The organism is Burkholderia sp. BCC1638 (assembly GCF_902833195.1).
Classification (GTDB): domain Bacteria; phylum Pseudomonadota; class Gammaproteobacteria; order Burkholderiales; family Burkholderiaceae; genus Burkholderia; species Burkholderia diffusa.
In genome coordinates this window covers 206959-226258 of record NZ_CADFEC010000006.1, presented here as the reverse complement: position 1 = coordinate 226258, position 19300 = coordinate 206959, and the positions used below count along the sequence as shown (strand labels likewise).

At 64.4% G+C, this 19300-nt stretch carries 14 protein-coding genes; 5 read left to right on the top strand and 9 right to left on the bottom strand.

What is annotated here, in order from left to right:
* Window positions 1-28 precede the first annotated feature (28 nt).
* Genes HWX22_RS09655 through HWX22_RS09635 form a run of 5 tightly spaced genes read left to right on the top strand, consistent with a single transcriptional unit; the run spans window position 29 to window position 6229 of the window.
* Entirely contained in the window at window positions 29-970 is a 942-nt protein-coding gene (locus tag HWX22_RS09655; protein WP_175906927.1) for an ABC transporter substrate-binding protein, read from the top strand.
* A gap of 38 nt (window positions 971-1008) precedes the next feature.
* On the top strand, window positions 1009-2058 hold the full coding sequence (locus HWX22_RS09650; protein ID WP_175915512.1) for an LLM class flavin-dependent oxidoreductase: 1050 nt from the start codon (window positions 1009-1011) through the stop codon (window positions 2056-2058).
* Window positions 2059-2065: 7 nt separating this feature from the next.
* On the top strand, window positions 2066-3424 hold the full coding sequence (locus HWX22_RS09645; RefSeq protein WP_175915511.1) for an LLM class flavin-dependent oxidoreductase: 1359 nt from the start codon (window positions 2066-2068) through the stop codon (window positions 3422-3424).
* 59 nt (window positions 3425-3483) lie between these two features.
* Window positions 3484-5265, top strand: coding sequence for an amino acid ABC transporter permease/ATP-binding protein (locus HWX22_RS32240; protein WP_175915510.1), 1782 nt, complete (start codon window positions 3484-3486; stop codon window positions 5263-5265).
* Between the two features lie 34 nt (window positions 5266-5299).
* Window positions 5300-6229, top strand: coding sequence for an ABC transporter substrate-binding protein (locus HWX22_RS09635; RefSeq protein WP_175915509.1), 930 nt, complete (start codon window positions 5300-5302; stop codon window positions 6227-6229).
* Window positions 6230-6345: 116 nt separating this feature from the next.
* Here HWX22_RS09635 and tssJ read toward each other — a convergent pair whose 3' ends face one another.
* The 9 genes from tssJ to HWX22_RS09590 form a co-directional block, all read right to left on the bottom strand.
* Entirely contained in the window at window positions 6346-6873 is a 528-nt protein-coding gene (tssJ, locus tag HWX22_RS09630) for a type VI secretion system lipoprotein TssJ (RefSeq protein ID WP_175906917.1), read from the bottom strand.
* A gap of 12 nt (window positions 6874-6885) precedes the next feature.
* A complete protein-coding gene (gene tssG / locus HWX22_RS09625) occupies window positions 6886-8004 on the bottom strand; it encodes a type VI secretion system baseplate subunit TssG (RefSeq protein ID WP_175906915.1) in 1119 nt (372 codons plus the stop codon).
* Entirely contained in the window at window positions 8001-9815 is a 1815-nt protein-coding gene (gene tssF / locus HWX22_RS09620; RefSeq protein WP_175915508.1) for a type VI secretion system baseplate subunit TssF, read from the bottom strand. The genes tssG and tssF overlap by 4 nt, the downstream gene beginning before the upstream one ends.
* A gap of 12 nt (window positions 9816-9827) precedes the next feature.
* On the bottom strand, window positions 9828-11408 hold the full coding sequence (gene tssA, locus HWX22_RS09615) for a type VI secretion system protein TssA (protein WP_175915507.1): 1581 nt from the start codon (window positions 11406-11408) through the stop codon (window positions 9828-9830).
* Entirely contained in the window at window positions 11408-14917 is a 3510-nt protein-coding gene (locus HWX22_RS09610) for an ImcF-related family protein (RefSeq protein WP_175915506.1), read from the bottom strand. Before HWX22_RS09610 ends, tssA begins: the two co-directional genes overlap by 1 nt.
* Window positions 14918-15015: 98 nt before the next feature.
* On the bottom strand, window positions 15016-15306 hold the full coding sequence (locus HWX22_RS09605; protein WP_175906906.1) for a PAAR domain-containing protein: 291 nt from the start codon (window positions 15304-15306) through the stop codon (window positions 15016-15018).
* Window positions 15307-15395: 89 nt separating this feature from the next.
* Window positions 15396-16649, bottom strand: coding sequence for a hypothetical protein (locus HWX22_RS09600; RefSeq protein WP_175915505.1), 1254 nt, complete (start codon window positions 16647-16649; stop codon window positions 15396-15398).
* 9 nt (window positions 16650-16658) lie between these two features.
* On the bottom strand, window positions 16659-17738 hold the full coding sequence (locus HWX22_RS09595) for a T6SS immunity protein Tli4 family protein (RefSeq protein ID WP_175915504.1): 1080 nt from the start codon (window positions 17736-17738) through the stop codon (window positions 16659-16661).
* Complete coding sequence (locus tag HWX22_RS09590) at window positions 17735-19291, bottom strand: hypothetical protein (RefSeq protein WP_175915503.1); 1557 nt, start codon at window positions 19289-19291, stop codon at window positions 17735-17737. The genes HWX22_RS09595 and HWX22_RS09590 overlap by 4 nt, the downstream gene beginning before the upstream one ends.
* Between the last annotated feature and the right edge of the window lie 9 nt (window positions 19292-19300).

The following is a 19300-nucleotide window of genomic DNA, read 5'->3' as shown; positions in this document are numbered from 1 at the left end:
CCAAGACACGAAACGACAGGACACATCCATGCAACGAGCCGTACCCTTCACGCCGCGTGCGCTCCGCACGCTGGCCGCCGCGCTGATCGGCGTGACCGCGATCGCCGCGGCCGCCGCGACCTTCGACCTCAGCCCCGAGCAACGTGGCCGCCCGCGCGGTGCAGCCGATGCGGCCGTCGAGCGCGCGGTGCCCGCGTCGTTCAGGTTCGCCGAAGCCGGCACGCTGACGATCGGCGTCGCGCCGAGCCTGCCGCCGATCAGCTCGTATGCGACCGACGCGCGCACGGTGATCGGCTTCGACGCGGACGTCGGCCAGCTCGTGTCCGACAGCCTCGGCCGCAAGCTGAAGATCGTCCCGCTCGCATGGGCCGACTGGCCGCTCGCGCTCGAATCGGGGAAAGTCGACGCGGTGATCTCGAACGTAACCGTCACCGAGGAGCGCAAGCAGAAGTTCGATTTCTCGACCTACCGCAAGGACCAGGTCGGCTTCTACGTGCGCAACGACAGCAAGATCCAGTCGATCCGCGAGCCGAAGGACGTCGCGGGGCTGCGCATCGTCACCGATGCCGGCACCAACCAGGAAAAGATCCTGCTCGCATGGGATCGCGAGAACGTCGCGCACGGCCTGAAGCCCGTTCAGGTCCAGTACTACGACGACCAGGCGATGCGGATCGTCGCCGTGCAGTCGGGCCGCGCCGATGCCGTGTTCAGCGTGAACTCGGTGCTCGCCTACCAGAGCGCGCAGCAGGGCAAGACGCGCCTCGTCGGCGCGATCAGCGGCGGCTGGCCGCGCACGGCCGACATCGCGATCGCGACGCGCCGCGGCAGCGGGCTCGCCGATCCGCTGACGGTCGCGCTGAACGGGCTGATCCGGAACGGCCGCTATCAGCAGGTCCTCGACCGCTGGAACCTCGCCTCCGAAGCGATCGACCAGTCGCGCACGAATCCGCCGGGCTTGCCGAAGAGCTGAGCGCCGCCCGTCCACGCCCTCGCAGGAACGCCGACACCATGTCTTATTCGCTTTCATTGCTGGACAAAAGCCCGATCGCCGACGGCGCGACCGCCGCCGACGCGCTGCGCTTCACGACGACCCTCGCGCGGCGCGCGGAACAGCTCGGCTACGAGCGCTTCTGGGTCGCCGAGCATCACGGCGCGCCGGGCTTCGCGAGCTCCGCGCCCGAGATCGTCGTCGCGCACCTGCTGGCGCACACATCGCGCATTCGCGTCGGTTCGGGCGGCGTGATGCTGCAGCACTACAGCCCGTTCAAGGTCGCCGAGTCGTTCAAGCTGCTCGCCGCGCTCGGGCCGGGCCGCGTCGATCTCGGCATCGGCAAGGCGCCCGGCGGATTGCCGCTGACCACGCGCGCGCTGCAATGGTTTCACGACAAGGCGAAGAAGCCCGACTTCGCGGGCCAGCTCGCGGAACTCGACGCGTTCCTCGGCTGGGGCGTCGCCGAGGATCATCCGCTCGCCGGCGCGGTCGCGATGCCGGTGCCGCCGCACGCGCCCGAACGCATCCTGCTCGGCGGCTCGCCCGACAGCGGCGCGCTCGCCGCCCGCCACGGCTGGCGCTTCTGCTACGCAGGACACTTCAACGGCGACGACGCGAACCTCGAACGCTCGCTGGCGGCGTACCGCGACGCGGGCGGCACACGCCCGATCGTCGCGTTGTACGCCGTCGCCGCGCCGACCCGCGACGAAGCCGAGCAACTGATCGGGCCGCTGAAGATCTTCAAGCTGCAATTTGCCGGCGGCCAGAGCTTCAATCTGGCGAGCGCGCAGGCCGCCGCCGAATTCGCGCGACAGAGCGGCGCGTCCGACTACCGGATCGACGAGTTGCGCCCGACCGTGCTGGCCGATACGCCCGAACGCGTGCACCGCGCGCTCGACTTGCTGAGCCGGCGGCTCGACGTCGATGCATTCGTGATCGACTCGCCGGTGACCGACTACGCGGCGCGGCTCGCGTCGGCCGAATGGCTCGGCGGCGCGCAATCGATCACGCCCGTGCAGGCGGCCCTCGCCGCCGAACGTTTCCCTTCCCCCGACCAGAACGCGTGACGCTCCCATGACGACCCGACGATCGATTCCCTTCGGCCTGATGCTGCAAGGCGCAGGCAGCCACATGAACGCGTGGCGGCATCCGAGCAACCCGCCAGACGCGAGCATCAACCTCGACTTCGCGATCGGCATCGCGCGCAAAGCGGAAGCCGCCGGCATCGCGTTCGCGTTCGTCGCGGACGGCCTCTACATCAACGAGAAGTCGATCCCGCACTTCCTGAACCGCTTCGAGCCGCTCACCGTGCTGTCGGCGCTCGCGGTCGCGACGAAGAAGATCGGCCTCGCGGGCACGATCTCGACGTCGTACAGCGAGCCGTTCACGGTCGCGCGCCAGCTCGCGTCGCTCGATGCGATCAGCGGCGGGCGCGCGGGCTGGAACGTCGTCACGACGCCGCTCGAAGGCACCGCGAAGAATTTCGGCAAGGCGCATCCCGATCACGAACTGCGCTACGAAATCGCCGACGAATACCTCGACGTCGTGCAGGGGCTGTGGGACAGCTGGGACGACGACGCGTTCGTGCGCGATCGCGCGAGCGGGCGCTTCTTCGATCGCGACAAGCTCCATACGCTCGATCATCACGGCCGCTTCTTCCAGGTTGCCGGCCCGCTGAACATCCAGCGCTCGCCGCAGGGGCAGCCGGTGATCTTCCAGGCCGGCTCGTCCGACACCGGCATCGGGCTCGCGGGCAAGTACGCGGACGCCGTGTTCACGCATTCGCCGTCGCTCGACGAAACGGCCGCGTTCACGCGACGCGTGAAGCAAAGCGCGGTCGAGCACGGGCGGCAGCCGGGCGACGTGAAGATCTTTCCCGGCGTCGGGCCGATCGTCGGCCGCACGGCCGCCGAGGCCGAAGACAAGTACCAGGCGATCCGCGACCTGCTGACGATCGACGAGGCGCTCGCGTATCTCGGCCGCTATTTCGATCACCACGATTTCACGCAGTACGCGCTCGACGCACCGTTCCCCGAACTCGGCGATATCGGCCGCAACAGCTTCCGCTCGACCACCGACCGGATCAAGGCCGACGCGAAGCGCAAGCGCCTCACGCTGCGCGAGACGGCACTCGCCGTCGCGACGCCGCGCCCGAACTTCATCGGCACGGCCGAGCACGTCGCCGACGAGCTGATCCGCTGGCACGACGCCGGAGCCGGCGACGGCTTCATCCTTGGCTTCCCGGTGCAGGCCCAGGGCGTCGACGACTTCGTCGAACTCGTGATTCCGGTGCTCGAGGCGCGCGGCCGCTACCGCCGCGACCTGCCGGGCAGCACGCTGCGCGACCACCTCGGCCTGCCGCGCAAGGCGAGCCGCCATGCGGCGCCCGGCGCGGTGCGCAAACAGGGCGACGCGGCCGAAGCGCACGCCTGACGCCTGCGCGCCGCCTCGCGCGGCGCATCCGGCCAACTCGATCGAGGACCCTCACCGACATGAGCGACACGACCCATCTCGGCGGCGCACTGCCGCCGCTCACTTCCGCCCCCGCCCGCGACGCCGGCCCGCGCCCGCGCATCGTGCCGGCCCGGCACAGGTCGCGCACCGTCGGCACCGTGCTCGCGCTCGTGCTGATCGCGCTCGCGCTGCATTCGATTCTCGGCAACCCGCAATGGGGCTGGCCGGTGTTCGCCGAATGGTTCCTGTCGCCGCCGGTGCTGTCCGGGCTCGCGCGCACGCTGGTGCTGACGCTGCTCGGCGCGGTGTTCGGCTTCGCGCTCGGCGCGCTCGTCGCGCTGGCCCGGCTGTCGCGCTCGCGCCTGCTTGCCGTGAGCGCGTGGACGTTCGTGTGGCTGTTCCGCTCGATTCCGCTGATCGTGCTGCTGCTGATCCTGAACAACCTCGGCTACCTGTACGAACACGTGCGGCTCGGCGTGCCGTTCACCGACATTGTGTGGTTCGACACGCCGACCACCGACCTGATCAGCCCGTTCCTTGCGGCCGTGCTCGGCCTCACGCTGAACCACGCGGCGTTTTCCGCGGAAGTGATTCGCGGCGGCATTCTCGCGGTCGACCAGGGGCAGCTCGAAGCGGCCGCCGCGCTCGGCCTGCCGCGCGGCCGCCAGACCACGCGCATCGTGTTGCCGCAGGCGATGCGCGCGATCCTGCCGACCGCGTTCAACGACCTGATCACGCTCGCGAAAGGCACGTCGATGGTCTACGTGCTCGCGATGCCCGAACTGTTCTACACAGTGCAGGTGATCTATCGCCGCAATCTGGAGGTGATTCCGCTGCTGATGGTCGCGACCGTCTGGTACCTGATCATCCTGACCGTGCTGTCCGCGATCCAGGTGCAGGTCGAGCGCCACTATGCGCGCGGTGCGCTGCGCAATCCGCCGCCGTCGGCGCTGACGTTCGTGCTGGCGCGCATCGGTGCGCTGCGGCGGCGTGCTGCGACACACAGCGCAACGGCCGATGCGACGTTTCAGGGCAACGCTGACGCGCCAGTGCCGCGCACCGGCGGCGAGGTCGCCGTGCACAACGTGTCGAAGCAGTTCGGCATGCAGCGCGTGCTCGACAACGTGTCGTTCGTCGCGCCGCGCGGCAGCGTGACGGTGATCGTCGGGCCGTCCGGCTCGGGCAAGTCGACGCTGCTGCGCACGATCAACCATCTCGAACGCGTCGACGACGGCTTCATCGACATCGACGGCGAGCTGATCGGCTATCGGCGCGACGGCGACGTGCTGCACGAGCTGAAGGAGCGCGACGTGCTAAAGCGGCGCACGGCGGTCGGAATGGTGTTCCAGAACTTCAACCTGTTTCCGCATCTGACGGTGCTCGAGAACCTGGTCGAGGCGCCGGTCGCCGTCGGTGGCGTCACGCGCGAGGCCGCCGAGCGCACCGCGCGCACGCTGCTCGCGCGCGTCGGCCTCGCGGACAAGGCCGATGCCTACCCGCGCCAGCTGTCCGGCGGCCAGCAACAGCGCGTCGCGATCGCGCGGGCGCTCGCGTTGCGCCCGAAGGTGCTGCTGTTCGACGAGCCGACGTCGGCGCTCGATCCCGAACTGGTCAACGAAGTGCTCGACGTGATCAAGGAGCTGGCGCGCTCGGGCACCACGCTCGTGATCGTCACGCACGAGATCGCCTTCGCGCGCGAAGTCGCGGACAACGTGGTGTTCATGGAGCGCGGCCGCATCGTCGAGTCGGGCCCGCCCGCCGTCGTGCTCGACGCGCCGGCCCATCCGCGCACGCGCGCGTTCCTGTCGCGGGTGCTCTGATGCGCGCCGCTCACGACCTCCGAGGCACCTGACGATGATCGACCGACGCCAGTTCATGACCGCCGCGCTCGGGGCCGCCGCCGGCCTCCGGTGGCACGCGGCCGACGCGGCCGCGACCGCCGATCTCGATCCGCGCCAGTCCGGCCGGATCCGCGCGTCGCGCGACGATGCGGCGATTCGCGCGGCAGGCAACTATCGCTGGGTACGCGACGGCGCGTTCACGGTCGCGATTTCGCCGCACGCACCGCCGGTGTCGACCTATGCGACCGACGCGCGCACGGTCGTGGGCGCCGATCCCGACTATGCGCAGCTCGTTGCGGACGCGCTCGGCCGCACGCTGGTGCTGGTGCCGATCGCGTGGGCCGACTGGCCGCTCGGGCTCACGTCGGGCAAGTACGACGCCGTGATCTCGAACGTCGGCGTGACCGAGAAGCGCAAGGAGAAATACGATTTCACGACCTATCGGCTCGGGCTGCACGGCTTCTACGTGCGCACCGCGAGCCCGATCGCGAAGATTGCCGAGCCGAAGGACGTCGCGGGCCTGCGCGTCATCACGGGTGCGGGCACGAGCCAGGAGCGCATCCTGCTCGAATGGAGCCGACGCAACGTCGCGCAAGGGCTGAAGGCGACCGAACTGCTCTATTTCGACGACGATGCGGCAGCCCGCGTCGCGTTGCTGTCGGGCCGCGCCGACGCCGAGCTGAACCCGAATGCGTCGCTGGCTTACGAGGCCGCGCGCGACGGCAAGATTCGTCGGGTCGGCGTCGTCAACGCGGGCTGGCCGGCGAATGCGGATGTCGCGATAGCGACGCGTCGCGGCAGCGGGCTCGCGCCGGCGCTGACGCTCGCAACGAACGCGCTGATCGGCAACGGCCGCTACGGGCAGGCGCTGGCGCGCTGGGGGTTGCAGAGCGAGGCGGTCGCGCGCGCGGAGACGAATCCGCCGGGGTTGCCGTCGTTTTGACGGTGCGGCGTCATGGCGGGCACGCCATGCGGTGCCGAACCTGTCACGGACAACGTTGCGCCACGACCAGTTTCACGTCCGTCGTCGCCACCTGATTGCCGTTCACATGCAATTGATCACCGGGATGCATTCTCAGATGCACTGGCAGAAAGCAGAAGCTGATCGACCAGTTCGAGCTTCAACGGCTTGTCTGCGTCGAGCTTCTTCTTCTCGATCACGACCTTCCAGTCATCGCCGCTTCCAGGGTTGCGGTAGAACGCAACAATCGCGACATACTTGGTATCGACCTGCATCGGCTGCGAGAGGCTCGCGGCCGCGCCCGGATTCAGGACCGTCGCCATGTTGGCCTGCAGATCCTGCACAAGCATTGTCCGATCGTTCTTCAGCAGGTCGTTGTAGGACGCGCCATCGAACATCTTGCGGTCCTTCAACTGATACACGCGCACCGCAACCGACGTCGGGCGGCCGGCGTCGTCCGGATTCAACGCCTCGCGTGCCGACAAATCGATGTTGAGCACCTTGACCTGCTTGAAGAAGACAGTGCGGTAGGCGCTCGACGAGGCATCGGAGACGGTTTGCCATGCGCCGCATGCCGACAGCAGCAGAACGGATGCAAGGGTCGAAACGGCGAAGCGGATAGTCATAGTCTTCTCTGGTCAAACATGTTGTGTCAGGTGTGGATTGGTCCCGGGCGCAGGAAACGCTTCATAGACGCCGAGCGCGATGTTGATCACGCGCTCTTCGTCGGCGGGCAGCACGGTCGTCCAGCCGAGGCGCGGCGCCTGATCAGCATGTGCCGGACCGATCGCGGGTTGCGGCGCATGACGTGACGACAATTCCATGCGCAGGTGCACGTCGGCCTTGACGCCAACATACAACTGCACGAACGCCATCAACTCACGATGCAGCCACGCGCCAGGCAGGAGATCGCGGGCCTGCTGCGCATCCGCTGGCCGTAGCGTCACACGCACCGCGCGACTGCGATAGGCCATCCGTTTGCCCAGCACGTAGCCGCCGCCGAGGCCCCGGCGCCTGCCCTCCGCCGATGAACCGGCAAACTGGCCCGACGTCAGCGGCTGCGCTTGTCCGACGCGCATAGCCACTGGAAAGAACTCGTCGACGCGAACCTCGATACCGGGTACGGCCAGTGCGATGACGCCGGTCAGGCCTTCGGGCGTGCGCGTGTGCTGGATCAGCAACCCCAGCAGCGCGAGCAATCGCGAATCCGGCAGGCCGGCGCGCCGCGGCTTGTCGCCCCACCCGAAGCCGGCCAGGCACAGCAGGTTGCGCGAATGCGCGTCGCTGCCGCCCGGGCGGAAGCTTTCCGGATAGCGGTATTTCTTCCACGCGCGGTACAGCAGCGTGACGTACCGGTGATTGAACTGGTCAAGAAACGCTTCGACGACCTCATGCCCCTCCTCGCGCAACACGATCTCGTCGATCATGTGCGGCGGCATCGCCGCGTCGACACCATACAGGCCCATGAACGTCGTGCGTACGGTCGGCGGTGCATCGGGACGCTCGTCGTCAAACTCTACCGCCGAGATTTCTCCCGCCGGAAAGCCGACGCGCGGCCGCGGCCGGAAGCGCACGCGCTCATGCTCGGCCGTGTCCTGCGTGCCCAAGCCCGGCGAGTCAGGCACCCGCACCTCGAGCAGCCTGCAAAGCTGCATGAAGTTCATGCGTGGCGCGCGGGCCAGCAGCGACGCGACCAGCGGCTCGAGATTCGGCAACGCGTCTCCCAAGGAGACATCCTGCGGGGCGTGCTGCTTCATAGCGGCGCCCGTTGCGCCTTGCTGCGCGGCCACACGGTGCGGGCCTGCGACGGCAGGCTGATGATCGACAGCTTCGTGAACAGGTTGATCTCCGCGTATTGTGCAAAGAAGCGATGCAGCAACTCGCCGAACAGCATCACGTCACCCTCGCCCGCGAACGCATGCGAATCGAGCGTCACCTCGATCAGCACGCCGCGCTCGACCGAGCCACCGGTTACTTCCTCGAGCAATTCCTGCGAAACCCACAGAATGCCCGCCAGCCGCCGGCGGTTCAGCTCATCGTCGGTCCAGTCGTACAGCGCGAGCGCCCCGCGCAGCACTTCCGCGTTCATCATCGACAGAAAATTCGGCGCTAGATGCGACAGCACGCGCCACTGGAAACGGTCCTCCGTCGGCGGATACAGCGGCAGCGTCGGCGACACGAGATTGCGCACGCCCGCGACGTTCGGCGTGCTGGCCGCGAGTTCGTCGAGACTGGCTTCACGCAGCCCCTTGCGCGGCAACAGGCCATTCGTTCCCGTCACGCGCAGCGACAGGCTTTCTTCCGGCAGCGTGTCCATCGTCTCCCACGCGTGTCCGCCGAGAATCACCCAGGTTTCATGCAGCCCCGACACCCCTGGTCGCACGCGCGTGTGGAAATAGCGCTCCGGCGCCTCGTGTCGCAGCATGCCGCCGCGGTGCCGGAACGTCGCGAACGGCACATATTCGTAGCGTTCGGCCGAGTCGTGATCGAACGTCGCGATCGCGTCGACCGAATAGGTTTCGACGTGCTCGCCTTGATGGCCGGCCGGCACCACGCGGTATTCGGTTTCGTGATGGTCGATCTCGATCGGCTCCGCATCCAGCTCGAACAGGTTGATCACGGGCGAGCAGAACAGCCGCACGTTCTCCGCGGTGAAGCGCTGGTCCGACGGATAGGCATGCGTCAGTACGATCTCCAGCTCGAAGCGGGTCGAACTTTCGGGCAGCTTCGCGATGTCCAGTCCGCACAGGTCGACGAACAGAAATTTCTCGCGGAACGTGAAGTATTCGAGCAGCATCTGATAGCCGGAGAAGGCCGCATCGGCCTTGGGCCACAACCGCTCCTCGGCCGAGAAACCGGCCGGCTCGATCGTCACGCCGGCGAGCGGCACCGCTTCGCCGTCGCGGACTTCCGGAATGCGCCACTGGATCGCATCGACCTGCCGCGTGAGCGCGAGATGCATCGCGAACGCGGTCGGCAGATCCGCATTCAGGTGCAGGCGCAGCCGCGACAAATCCGTTTCCTTGCGAAGTGCCGAGCCGTCCAGCGCAAAGCCAAGCCGGATCACCGACCGTCCGTCATAACGGACGAACGGTCCGGCGTGCGTAATGGCGACAGGTTGTAGCGCGACAGCCTGCGTGGTTCGGTACTGGCACTGCACGGTTCTCGGTGTCGTGCCCTCGGCGCCGGGTGCAGGCGGCACGGTGATCGGCGCGGCACGCACGGGCACGCCGGCCGGCACCACCTCGGTCTTCTGAAGCTTTTCCGCGAGCGGGAGAAGTTCGACCACCGACAGCGACGGGATCATCCGCAGATAATGCGGCCAGAGCAGGCTCACGAGCCCTTCGGTGAGTTCCGGCAGTTCGTCGTCGAGCTTCTGCCGAAGCCGGCCGGTCAGGAATGCAAAGCCTTCGAAAAGCCGCTCGACATAGGGGTCGCGATCGCCGACGCGATCGAGGTTGAGCAGGCGTGCGCGATCAGGATGCGCCTTCGCGAATTCCTTGCCGGACTCGCGCAGGTAGCGCATTTCCGCTTCGTAGTAGCGCAGAATCGGGTCGTCGTTTTGCATTGATCTTCGTTCTTATGAGAGGGTCAGGGCGCGCGCCGGGTCCAGCACGGTCAGTTCCGCGTGCAGTTCGCCGATGCGGCGCGCAAGTGCCGGTTTGTCGGCATCCTTGCGGTTGCTCATCGCTTTCAATGCACGAACGAGCTGTTGCTTGACCTCGAACACCAGCGCCGGCTCCCAGCGCATCAGCGGCAGCGACCGGGATGACGTATCGAGCTCGGCAAGCAGCGCGAGCGCCGTATCAGGACGACCGGCATGATCGGCAACGCGCGCCATCACGAGCCGTTGCAGATAGCGGTGACGTTCGGTCTTCATGCCCGGCAGCGCTTCGAGCCACGCGAATGCGGCCTCGACGCCCTCACGCGCGGTCGCGTCGCGCGCCTGCGCCTCGATTTCCGGCCAGTCGCCGGCGGCATCGCCCTCGCTGTCGGCCGATACGGGCAGTGGGACGACGGCCTCACCCGCTTCGAGGTCTCGCACAACCGCGTGCCGCGCGATCCATTCGAGCGTCGTGTCGTCGGCGAACGGTGTGCCGTCGTTGAACGCCAGCCGCTCGATGCCCGGCAAGCGTTCGAGGAACAGCGCGAAGTCCGCGCGCAGCAGTTCGCGCCATGTGTGGTACGGCGCACCGACGTGGTCGAGTGCGACATGCTGGAAGTACTGCAGGTCGAACCACAGGTGATTGACGCCTTCCATGAACGCGCCTTCGACGCGTTCGAGCAGTTCGTGCCACTGCTTCTGCAGCACGAGACGTTTCATTTGCTGCCTCAGTTCGCCGCGTGGTGGTACGAGCCGTGTATGCGATGCTGCGTCCGCCGGCGGCACCTCGTGCAGCGTGTCCCAGCGGATGCTGCGTACGAGCCGCACCGACGGCAGGTAGCCGTTCTCCTGGCTGCGCAGCCATACCGCCATCGTGCGCGCCTGCTCCAGCAAATCGCGTGTCGACGCTATCGCGCCGGATGTCGTCGACGCGGTTGTGGTTGCTGACGCAACCGTCTCGGTTTCCATGCTGCGCGGCGCTTCGCCATTGCGCTCGAAACGAGAGACGAGCGGCTGCAGGTTCGGGCGCGCTGCGTCTGGCCACGCGCCGGTGATGGCCACCAGCACATCGAGCGCGGCGAGCGCCCGCTCGAGATCGGCGGGCGCGAACTCGCCGCGGCTTTCCAGCAGCTCGAGCACGCGCGCGGTTGCCAGCATTTCGAGCGCGCCCTTCTTTGCCTCGGCGCGCGCGGGCAGCACCGCTTCTCCGAACCGGTCGACGAGCGCGGCCGCGAGCTCGAGTCCGTCCGCGAAACCGGCGGGGCCGTCCTGCCGCAACCGCGCAAACGCGTGGTAGCCCGCCAGACGCAGATCCTTGCCGGTTTCGTTGAGAAGCTGTTCGCAGGATCGGACGATCAGTCCGTCATCGATACCGGAAAGCTTTTGCGTTTCTTCCCGAAGCGCGAAGAATACGTCCTCGTAGCCGGGATCGCGGCCGACCCCGCTCTCGCCGGCAAGCGGCTGCAACCATGCACTCCATGTGTCGAGCCGTGCACGCACGAGTTGCTCGGCGTCGTCGCGCGCCGGAAAGAGGCTCTTGAACAGTCCACCCAGCATTATTCGGTCTCCGAAAACGTGCCACGCGGCAGGGGCACCGCGGCGTGCTTCGCCGCCGCGATCATCGATGCCGGTAACGGCGGTGGATTGCTGGACGAAAGCTTCGGTCCCGATTTTGTCGAGCCGGTCACGAAAATTCGCGTCGGCAGCGTGAAGTTGCGCAACTGCAGCACGTCCAGCGGCCCCGCGCCCGCCTCGCTGCGTAGCTGCACCCTGAGTGGAATGCCTTGGCTCGTGTCCGGCGTCCAGGTCAGCAGATAGCGCGCGCCGTCCTGCTGCGACACCTTCGCACGCTCCAGCAGCCGGATCAGGCCGAATCGGCCCTGCGAATCCAGCGCGGTACGCAAGCCACCCTGCTCGGTCTGCCATTCGATGTGCGACAGGTTTTCCAGCGACTGGCCCGGCCACTCGAACGGCGTCCACTCCTGCTTCTGGTTGAAGTAGTGCAATTCGCGTCCGGACAGCACGAACCGCATGTCGGTGACGCCCGGTGTCGGCACCGCCTGCAACTCATAGCGCACGCGCGCGTCGCCGGACGGGAACAGCACCGTCGAGATTCGCGTGAGCTTGTTCAGGCTGGCGAGGAAGCCCGGATCGATCGTCAGCGCGCCGTGGCCGGCGCCCTGCGCGGCCACCCACCGGTCGCCCTGCCGCTCGATGACGCCAGCCAGCTGCGTCGTGACGAACTGCGTGATCACGCCGTTGTCGGGGCGCATGAAGCGTGCCATTTCGGGTAACGACGCATCGTTGTCGGAGTCGGCGAACGGATAGCGGCCGCCGAATGCCCTGTTCCAGTCGGCCAGGATTGCGGTGCGCCAGATCTCGTTCAGGCTCGCGGCGGCCGGCTGCACGACGACCTGCCACGACTGATCGAACGGCGCGCGGAACAGTTCGCCGAACCCCGACCACTGCTCGCCCAGGCTGGCGGCCAACCGGCTTGCGTAGTCGCGGCTGTCGGCGATGTCGGATGTCTTGCCCTGCAGCACCGACTGCGCGGCCAGACGCGCCATCGCGTCCGGATCGGCGCCGGAAACGATCTGCGACGCCTTGAGCCGCATCGCAGTGACCCGCTCGAGGTAGCGCGCGAGACTCAAGTCTCCAGTCGCGGCGAGCTGCGCGGCGGCTTTGCCGTTGCCTGGCGCACCTGACACCAGATCACTGCCGGTCAGGCGCAAGATCGGGCCGAAAGCCGTGGCAAGCGGCGCAAGCTGCGGCTGAGCCTGCTTCGACGGGTCCTTCTCGCTGCCGCCGACAAGTTGCTGCGCCTTGTTGATCAGGTTGTCGGCCAGCGACTGCGCATTCGCGCCGGTGCCGGCCTGGTAGACGACTGCGTTCATCAGCGCGACAAGCGGCGAGCGTTGCGGGTCGCCAAGCAGCGTCAACTGGTCGGCCGTGGCCGACAGCGTTGCGGCGGGTTGCCAGCGCAGGCCGTTGAGGAACAGCGCCCAGGCGCGCGCGTAGTCGTCGAAGTAACGCTGGCGCAGGTCGGCCTTCAAGGTCGACGGGGTGGCCTGGGTAGTCTTGACGTCGGATAACACCCAGTCGCCCGCAGCGTTTTGCCGCTCGCTCGCTTCGTCGATCGCCTTCGCGATCCGTTCGTCCCATGCTGCGCGCGTGAACACGCCCGGGACCGTCGCCGTGGTGTTGAACAGGCCGCGGCTGGTCGTATCGCCTAGCAGTGTCGCGAGCGACACGGGCGGATATTTGGCCTTCGCGTCGTCGAGGATCTGCTGGTACACAGCGTCGGTCGAGTTCTGGATGCCGCGCACGCCAATGACCGTCTGGCGGGTCGAAGCAACGAGGCCGAGATCCGGGGTGATTGCCGGCAACCCACCGCGGCCCAAATGGTCCGCAAAGAAGGCAATCGTGTGCTGGCGAAGGTCTTCCCAGGCGCCCGACGATAGCGGCGAGTTGCCCGGTCGCACGGGTGCCGCCGTTGCAGCGAGCTGCGGTGTCAGGAATGACGCGACAGCGCGTTCGGGCTTCGCGAGCATCAGGTAGGCCTTCAGCGTGTCGTAGGCGGCCTGTACCTGCGCATTCCCGCCGCTGGCGATCTCGGCGTCTGACAGGGACGCGAGCTGATGCAGGCGTTCCTCGAGCTTCTGACGGATCGGTGCAACGAGGATGCGGCTCGCCACGTTGGCGTAGCGCGGCCACAGTGCGTCGAGCAGCGCGCCGTCGCGGTTCAGGCCGAAACGGGTCAGCCAAGGGGCGCCGTCGCGCCGATGGACTTCGAGCGTGTCGATCTGCTTGTCGAGACGGTCCAGCGTCAACATCGCCTGGGTGCGATCCTGCGTTCCCGACAGCTTCGTGAGCGTGTCCCCGGCTGCCTGAATCGTCGCGCGGTTCGTGAAGCCCGACACCATCGTGCCGACGATCCACAAGCCGATCAGGGTCGTGGTGAGCCACGCGGCCGTCGTCGACAGCGAGAAGCCGACCCGGCGGCCGTGGATCTTGCGACTGTGCTCGGCGACCATCTGCCAGATCGTTCGATGTTGCGGGCCGAGCGGCAACTCGTCGTCTTCCGGGGCGCCGGATGCCGGAGGTGCCAGTTCCCGCGCCTTGAACAACGGTGCGAACAGGACGCCATGAACCGCGTGCCGCCAGACGCGGGACTGGGCGGTTTGCAGCACCAATCCCGACAACGCGACGCGCAGATCCGAAATATGCCGCGACAGCTCGGCGGGATAGCGGTCACCCGCATCCTTCGTCAAACGCACGACGCCCACGTCCGCGAGGTTGTAGGCGAGGTCGCCCAACGAAGCGTCGATCTCGTCAGCCTTGATGCGCGCGTTCGCCCACGTGAAGCCGATCGCTTCGTCGGGACTCGACGTTTCGTCGCCGAAATCCGTGACGTTGAGCAGATATGCGGGCGCCGCCCAATGCAGTGCACGTGCGTGACGGGCGAGCCGCTGCGAGAGATTGTCGGCGTCGAACGGCGCATGGGCCGAGCTGCGGTTACGCGTCACCGCGACGATCGCGTCGACCGGGCGGCGACGGCGCAGGCGGCGGATTTGCTCGAGCCAATCCGTGTCGAGCGTGTTGCTCGTTTGTTTCGCGTAGAGCAGGACGGTGTCGCCGGTGATCGCATAGCCGGTGTCGGCGAGGCCTGGTGCCAGGCGCTTGACGAGCGGTTCGTCGCCGGCAACCAGCACCCAGCGATCCCGGTAGGGCCAGCGCCAGCCGTGACGGTCGCGAAGACAATTACGCAACGCAGCACCGCGCGAGTCACCGAGCGGGGCATTGGCATCGCGCGGCTCAGATGATGAATCGATCTGTTTCGCGACCCAATACCGAATACGCCGCGCTGCCACGGCTGGGCGGGACGAAGCGTCGAAGCTGAACCACAGATACAGCACGACGAAGACGATGCACAGCGCGACAAGTCCCATCGCGCGCTGTTCGGCCGAGCGCAAGCCGACCCAGTCGCCCTTGAACCAGATTAGCAGCCCAGGCAGGATGACCACAATAACGACGCTCAGAATGTCGATCCGGAACTTGCGAAGCATATTGAATAGAAATTGAACCGAGTTTGCTCATACAGATGCAGGCGCGTTGGTAAGCGACGACGCGAATGCGGTTTGTTGCCGAAGTCTTTCGCCTCAACTCAGATGTCCACATAAGACGACTGCTGGGATGGCAGCAGTCGGGGCGGCGGATCGCACTTGCATACGCATAGATCATCGCTGAGCGCGCCTTCCCGACCGTCCGGCCCCCGCATCGACAAGCGCGGGCCTTGGCACACAATTTTTCCCACCGCCTGGCATGCGGAGCACCAGACATCGTCGCGCTCGTACGCCTGTTCGCGATCGCCGACCCGGTCGTTCGAATCGCCTCCCAATACCGTGCCGTCCGATGTTGTCTTGTCGCCTTTCAAAATGTCGTACCGCCTGACCATGATTTAATCTCCTGAGTTCCTGGGGGGCCGAGTGTTGCCCTGTGCGCTGCCGCGATGCAAAGAGCGGAAAAGACACCCGTGCCCCCCCTTCATTGCGGGTCGACATTCCGCAAAACAGTGAAGCAAGGTCCTTTCTTGCCGGCGGTCACAACCAGCTGGGCCGAACCATCCTGTGCCGCTGCCTTGGCTGCACACGCCACACCCAGCCAGGACGCGACTTCGCCTGCATGCCCGACCATGTAATCGATGTTCGCGGGCTTCGCGGCGATACCAGCCTTGACTACGGCCGTACTCGCCTCATTTGCTGTGACTGACTCGAGACCGCTTTGCCAGATACGATCGACGGCCGCGGGCTCCACGCGCCCCCAACGCAACGCACGTGCGAGGGCAACATCTACTGGGCATGTGTCAGTCTCGTTTGGTCGATGCAACCAGGCAATCGGCTGTATTTTGAATTCCCGCTGCACCCGCTCCGGTGCGACCAGAAGCGCAACGCCAGCCTCCGCGCTTCCTTCCGGCGGAAGCGCCTGAAGAATGGAGTTCAACCGAACGAACACAAGCAGACGTGCCTCGTGATCTCGCTTCTGGTTGATTCGATCCAGCCACGCGTCAAGCGCCATCAAGTCGGGAGGCGCTGGCAGTATCTTGGCTTTGAGTGACCGAAGATCGGATTTCGCCCATTGCTTGTTCCATGATGCCAACGCTTCATCCGCGTTCGCCGTGTCCGGCAATACCAACTGGATCGCCAGTTTCGATTCCGATGACAATGAACGCACCGCTTCAGCGACATCTTGGATCAGTGCCCCGAACACCCACTCGCGCACGTGACGACGTCGCTCGTCGTCGATCATGAATCGCTTCCCGTCTTCGTCTGCGTCGGGTTGCTCGAACCAGCGTGCGTTCACCGGAGGCGTATCGGGTTTCGACGCGGTCCGCGGTTCGAGTTTGATCGAACCCTCCAGCAATTTGTCGAACGGCTCTTCTTTCGCATCGCTCGCAAACCGGTATGTAGCAGCAACAAGCGCAAGCGGGCAGTTGGCCTGATCGAATACGCTATTCACGTGCTTTCCTCGCGCTGCGTTCCACTCGATGGCGTCCAGCCGACGCCCCTCGTAGACGCTATAGCGCCGCAACACGACGAAGGCTGCAACGCCAACCGGATACGCGGTGACGCATATCCAGAACCATAGGGTTCGCGTTGACTCGCCTTTCGGCCAGAACAGCAGGACGGCGAAAACTCCGGCCAGCACGATCACGAAAAACACGATAGTCCAGATGAAGCGCGAAGGAGGTTTGTCCGGTACGGGTTCCTCCGGTGGCAGCTTTTCGAAGTCAACGGCCATCGGTCATTCTCAAAAGGCGTTAGGCCGAGGGCGAAGACTACGAGACACCGCATCCCACACCGCAATGGTTTCTGCCTCAGTCAAGGATGCCTTGTCAATCTTGTCCTGCAATACTCTGTTCGGCGCGCCGGTATCCATGTCCAAAGTAAGCAGTGGCGTTTCCGCACTGCCCGTTTTTGAGTTGGCCTCCAACGTCAAATGATGTCCTGGAATTCCCAGCGTCGTTTTCCCCGATACCAACCATTCCACGGCCTCTATACCTTCCAAAGTGACTCGGCCTTTCCGAATCGTTCGTCCACCGTTATGACGTAGCACGCCGTTTATAGATTCGCCTCGCTCCAGAAGAGTGTTCGGCTCCTGAATCTCGGTATCGGTTTCGATGTCGAAACTGACATCCCGGTGATTGAGTGGTACAAATTGGGTAGCCACCACCTCCGGATTGCCTGCCTTCCCTGGAAGAAACCCACCCAGGAAGCAAACCCCAGGCACCGCGGGAATACTTTTGTCTGCACGCCCTTCTACTCTTCTCAGCAGATCGAAGATCAGCTGCTTTTTTTCCGGTACATCATTGATCAACTCTCCCGGTATGCCGTAGGGTGTGCCCTTGTTTTCTTTGACATACTCGCTGTTAATTTGATCTCTCGCCTCGATCTGAAGTTTGATTTGATATCCAGCATCCCACTTGTAGGCTTCTACAAGCCGGCTCATGTCGCCAGACTGTCCTTCATATTTGAGATGGACAAAGTACTTGGTACCTTTACTTGGTCCCTCACCGTACTCGTAAAGGAAGCGATATCCCAACGGACTTGTTGTCGCCTTTAACGTCGCCTCGTATGCATCGATCGCGTGACGATACTCATCCGCCGACATTGCCTTTGCATCGAACGACACCCCCTGAATCTTAGCGCGCCCGAAAGTCAAGACATCGCCAGGCATACTGATCTGATATCGTCCGATACAGTGAACATTCATCTTCTCGGTCAGAGTATTCACAATCGCCCCCTCTTTCTCATTAAGCCCAGTTGATTTATTGCAGCCGGCAAAAAATATTGAAAATATGGATATCACTGAAATCTTGATCAGAGTCATGATTTGTATGCCATATTCGTAAACCGAACATTGTAGGCAATCTTAGTAATCGCCCACAACGCAAATAGTTGCTGAGGCCGTTCTTTATAAGCGCCCTCGTGATCAACGCCCTGGTAAGGAACGCATACCTTAACTTTGCCACTCGGCGCTCTTCCGGAACGTTTTGGCACTGTGCCATCACCGTCTTCCGCCGCTGGCTGGATGTCGAATATCGCAAGATCTTCTTGTCCTCCGCGCGAAGACATCATCCCGATAGTCCCTTTTCCCGTCTCCGAAATCAATCGACCATTGAGCGGATTATTTATTTGTGGAAATTTCGAAACAATTTCATGCCGTGAAGCGATCCTACGCGTCCACATCACGTCACCCCATGCTTTGTGCTTTGGATCTTCACCATAAAAAGCATAGGTATTGCCGTGATAATTTCCAGATATTTTTTTGTGAAACGAAATAACATCATCCTCTATTATCTGAGCATATGCAATCCAGCTTTTATCGATGGATTTCTTCTTCCTGTCCAGTGGATCGACAAGCTTGTCGTCAATCAGACTCCACCATTGCCCGCGGCTCAGATAGATTTCCTTGTACGGGTCGGAAGCGGGTAAACTAATCAAGCGTGCTCCGTCCTGCACCTTCAGCCAACCCATCCCATACTCGATGCTGGGAAGCAATTGGAGCGGCCCTGGTGCCTGAGCGAACACCGCGGTCATTTCCGCTGAGTTCGAACCCAGCGCCAATCCGGCGGGCATTTCAGTGCCGGCTTTCACCCGTTTATAGGCGGTCGCCGCCCCTGTCGTTGGCATGACGCCATGAGCGATACCTAGGACATTGCTTCGTTTGTTGAGGACCTCGGAGTAGTATCTCGCAACAAGGCCGCCCATCGAGTGCGTCACAATAACGACATGGGTGCACATGTAACCCTTGTCGCGGTAATGCCGCATGAAGTCGTCGATTCTTTCGTTCAGACGCTTGGCAGAAACCTCATTTGACTGCAACCAGTTGTAGCCGACGGCATGAACGGGAAGCTGATATCGATATGACATGGCGACTTCGTCATGCGTCAACAGATCAACCGTGGGCGCCTGTGCAACCAGTCTCTTCATCAATTCCGATCGGAGCCCTTCTCGTGCCCTTAAAGGATCGTTAAGGGCATTTTCAAGCCAGGGCAGGAAAGTTCCGTAGCTCATGTTGCCAACCTCACCCCAGCCGCGCCGCTTCAACTCTGCATCTGTTTGCGCGGTACCTTGGGGGATATCCCCGCCCCCATAGACCACGGTGGTCTGCGGATCAAGGAGCCGTTTTCGCTTTTCAGGGCCCCTCATGCCCCAGTCTTTCAACACGCTCCAAGTGCCATTGACCAACCACACCGGGCTTCCGTCTGAACCCATCAAATTAGTACCCATCACGCCAGGTACAAAAATGACGGGAATTACCCTCGTTGGAATCATTGGGCACACAGCAATGCTGTCATCGCACGGTGACATTACGGACGAGTAGTGAATAGAGCCATCTTCGGCTATTTTAGGTGGAATGATACGTTCAATTGTTGCCATGCAATCTCT

Coding starts and splice junctions, on each gene's coding strand:
- tssA (WP_175915507.1), bottom strand. CDS start 11,408: ATGCTGGGTGGACTGTTCAAGAGCCTCTTTCCGGCGCGCGACGACGCC.
- HWX22_RS09645 (WP_175915511.1), top strand. CDS start 2,066: ATGACGACCCGACGATCGATTCCCTTCGGCCTGATGCTGCAAGGCGCA.
- HWX22_RS09600 (WP_175915505.1), bottom strand. CDS start 16,649: ATGGCCGTTGACTTCGAAAAGCTGCCACCGGAGGAACCCGTACCGGAC.
- HWX22_RS09635 (WP_175915509.1), top strand. CDS start 5,300: ATGATCGACCGACGCCAGTTCATGACCGCCGCGCTCGGGGCCGCCGCC.
- HWX22_RS09605 (WP_175906906.1), bottom strand. CDS start 15,306: ATGGTCAGGCGGTACGACATTTTGAAAGGCGACAAGACAACATCGGAC.
- tssG (WP_175906915.1), bottom strand. CDS start 8,004: ATGAAGCAGCACGCCCCGCAGGATGTCTCCTTGGGAGACGCGTTGCCG.
- HWX22_RS09595 (WP_175915504.1), bottom strand. CDS start 17,738: ATGACTCTGATCAAGATTTCAGTGATATCCATATTTTCAATATTTTTT.
- HWX22_RS09610 (WP_175915506.1), bottom strand. CDS start 14,917: ATGCTTCGCAAGTTCCGGATCGACATTCTGAGCGTCGTTATTGTGGTC.
- HWX22_RS09650 (WP_175915512.1), top strand. CDS start 1,009: ATGTCTTATTCGCTTTCATTGCTGGACAAAAGCCCGATCGCCGACGGC.
- HWX22_RS09590 (WP_175915503.1), bottom strand. CDS start 19,291: ATGGCAACAATTGAACGTATCATTCCACCTAAAATAGCCGAAGATGGC.
- HWX22_RS09655 (WP_175906927.1), top strand. CDS start 29: ATGCAACGAGCCGTACCCTTCACGCCGCGTGCGCTCCGCACGCTGGCC.
- tssF (WP_175915508.1), bottom strand. CDS start 9,815: ATGCAAAACGACGACCCGATTCTGCGCTACTACGAAGCGGAAATGCGC.
- tssJ (WP_175906917.1), bottom strand. CDS start 6,873: ATGACTATCCGCTTCGCCGTTTCGACCCTTGCATCCGTTCTGCTGCTG.
- HWX22_RS32240 (WP_175915510.1), top strand. CDS start 3,484: ATGAGCGACACGACCCATCTCGGCGGCGCACTGCCGCCGCTCACTTCC.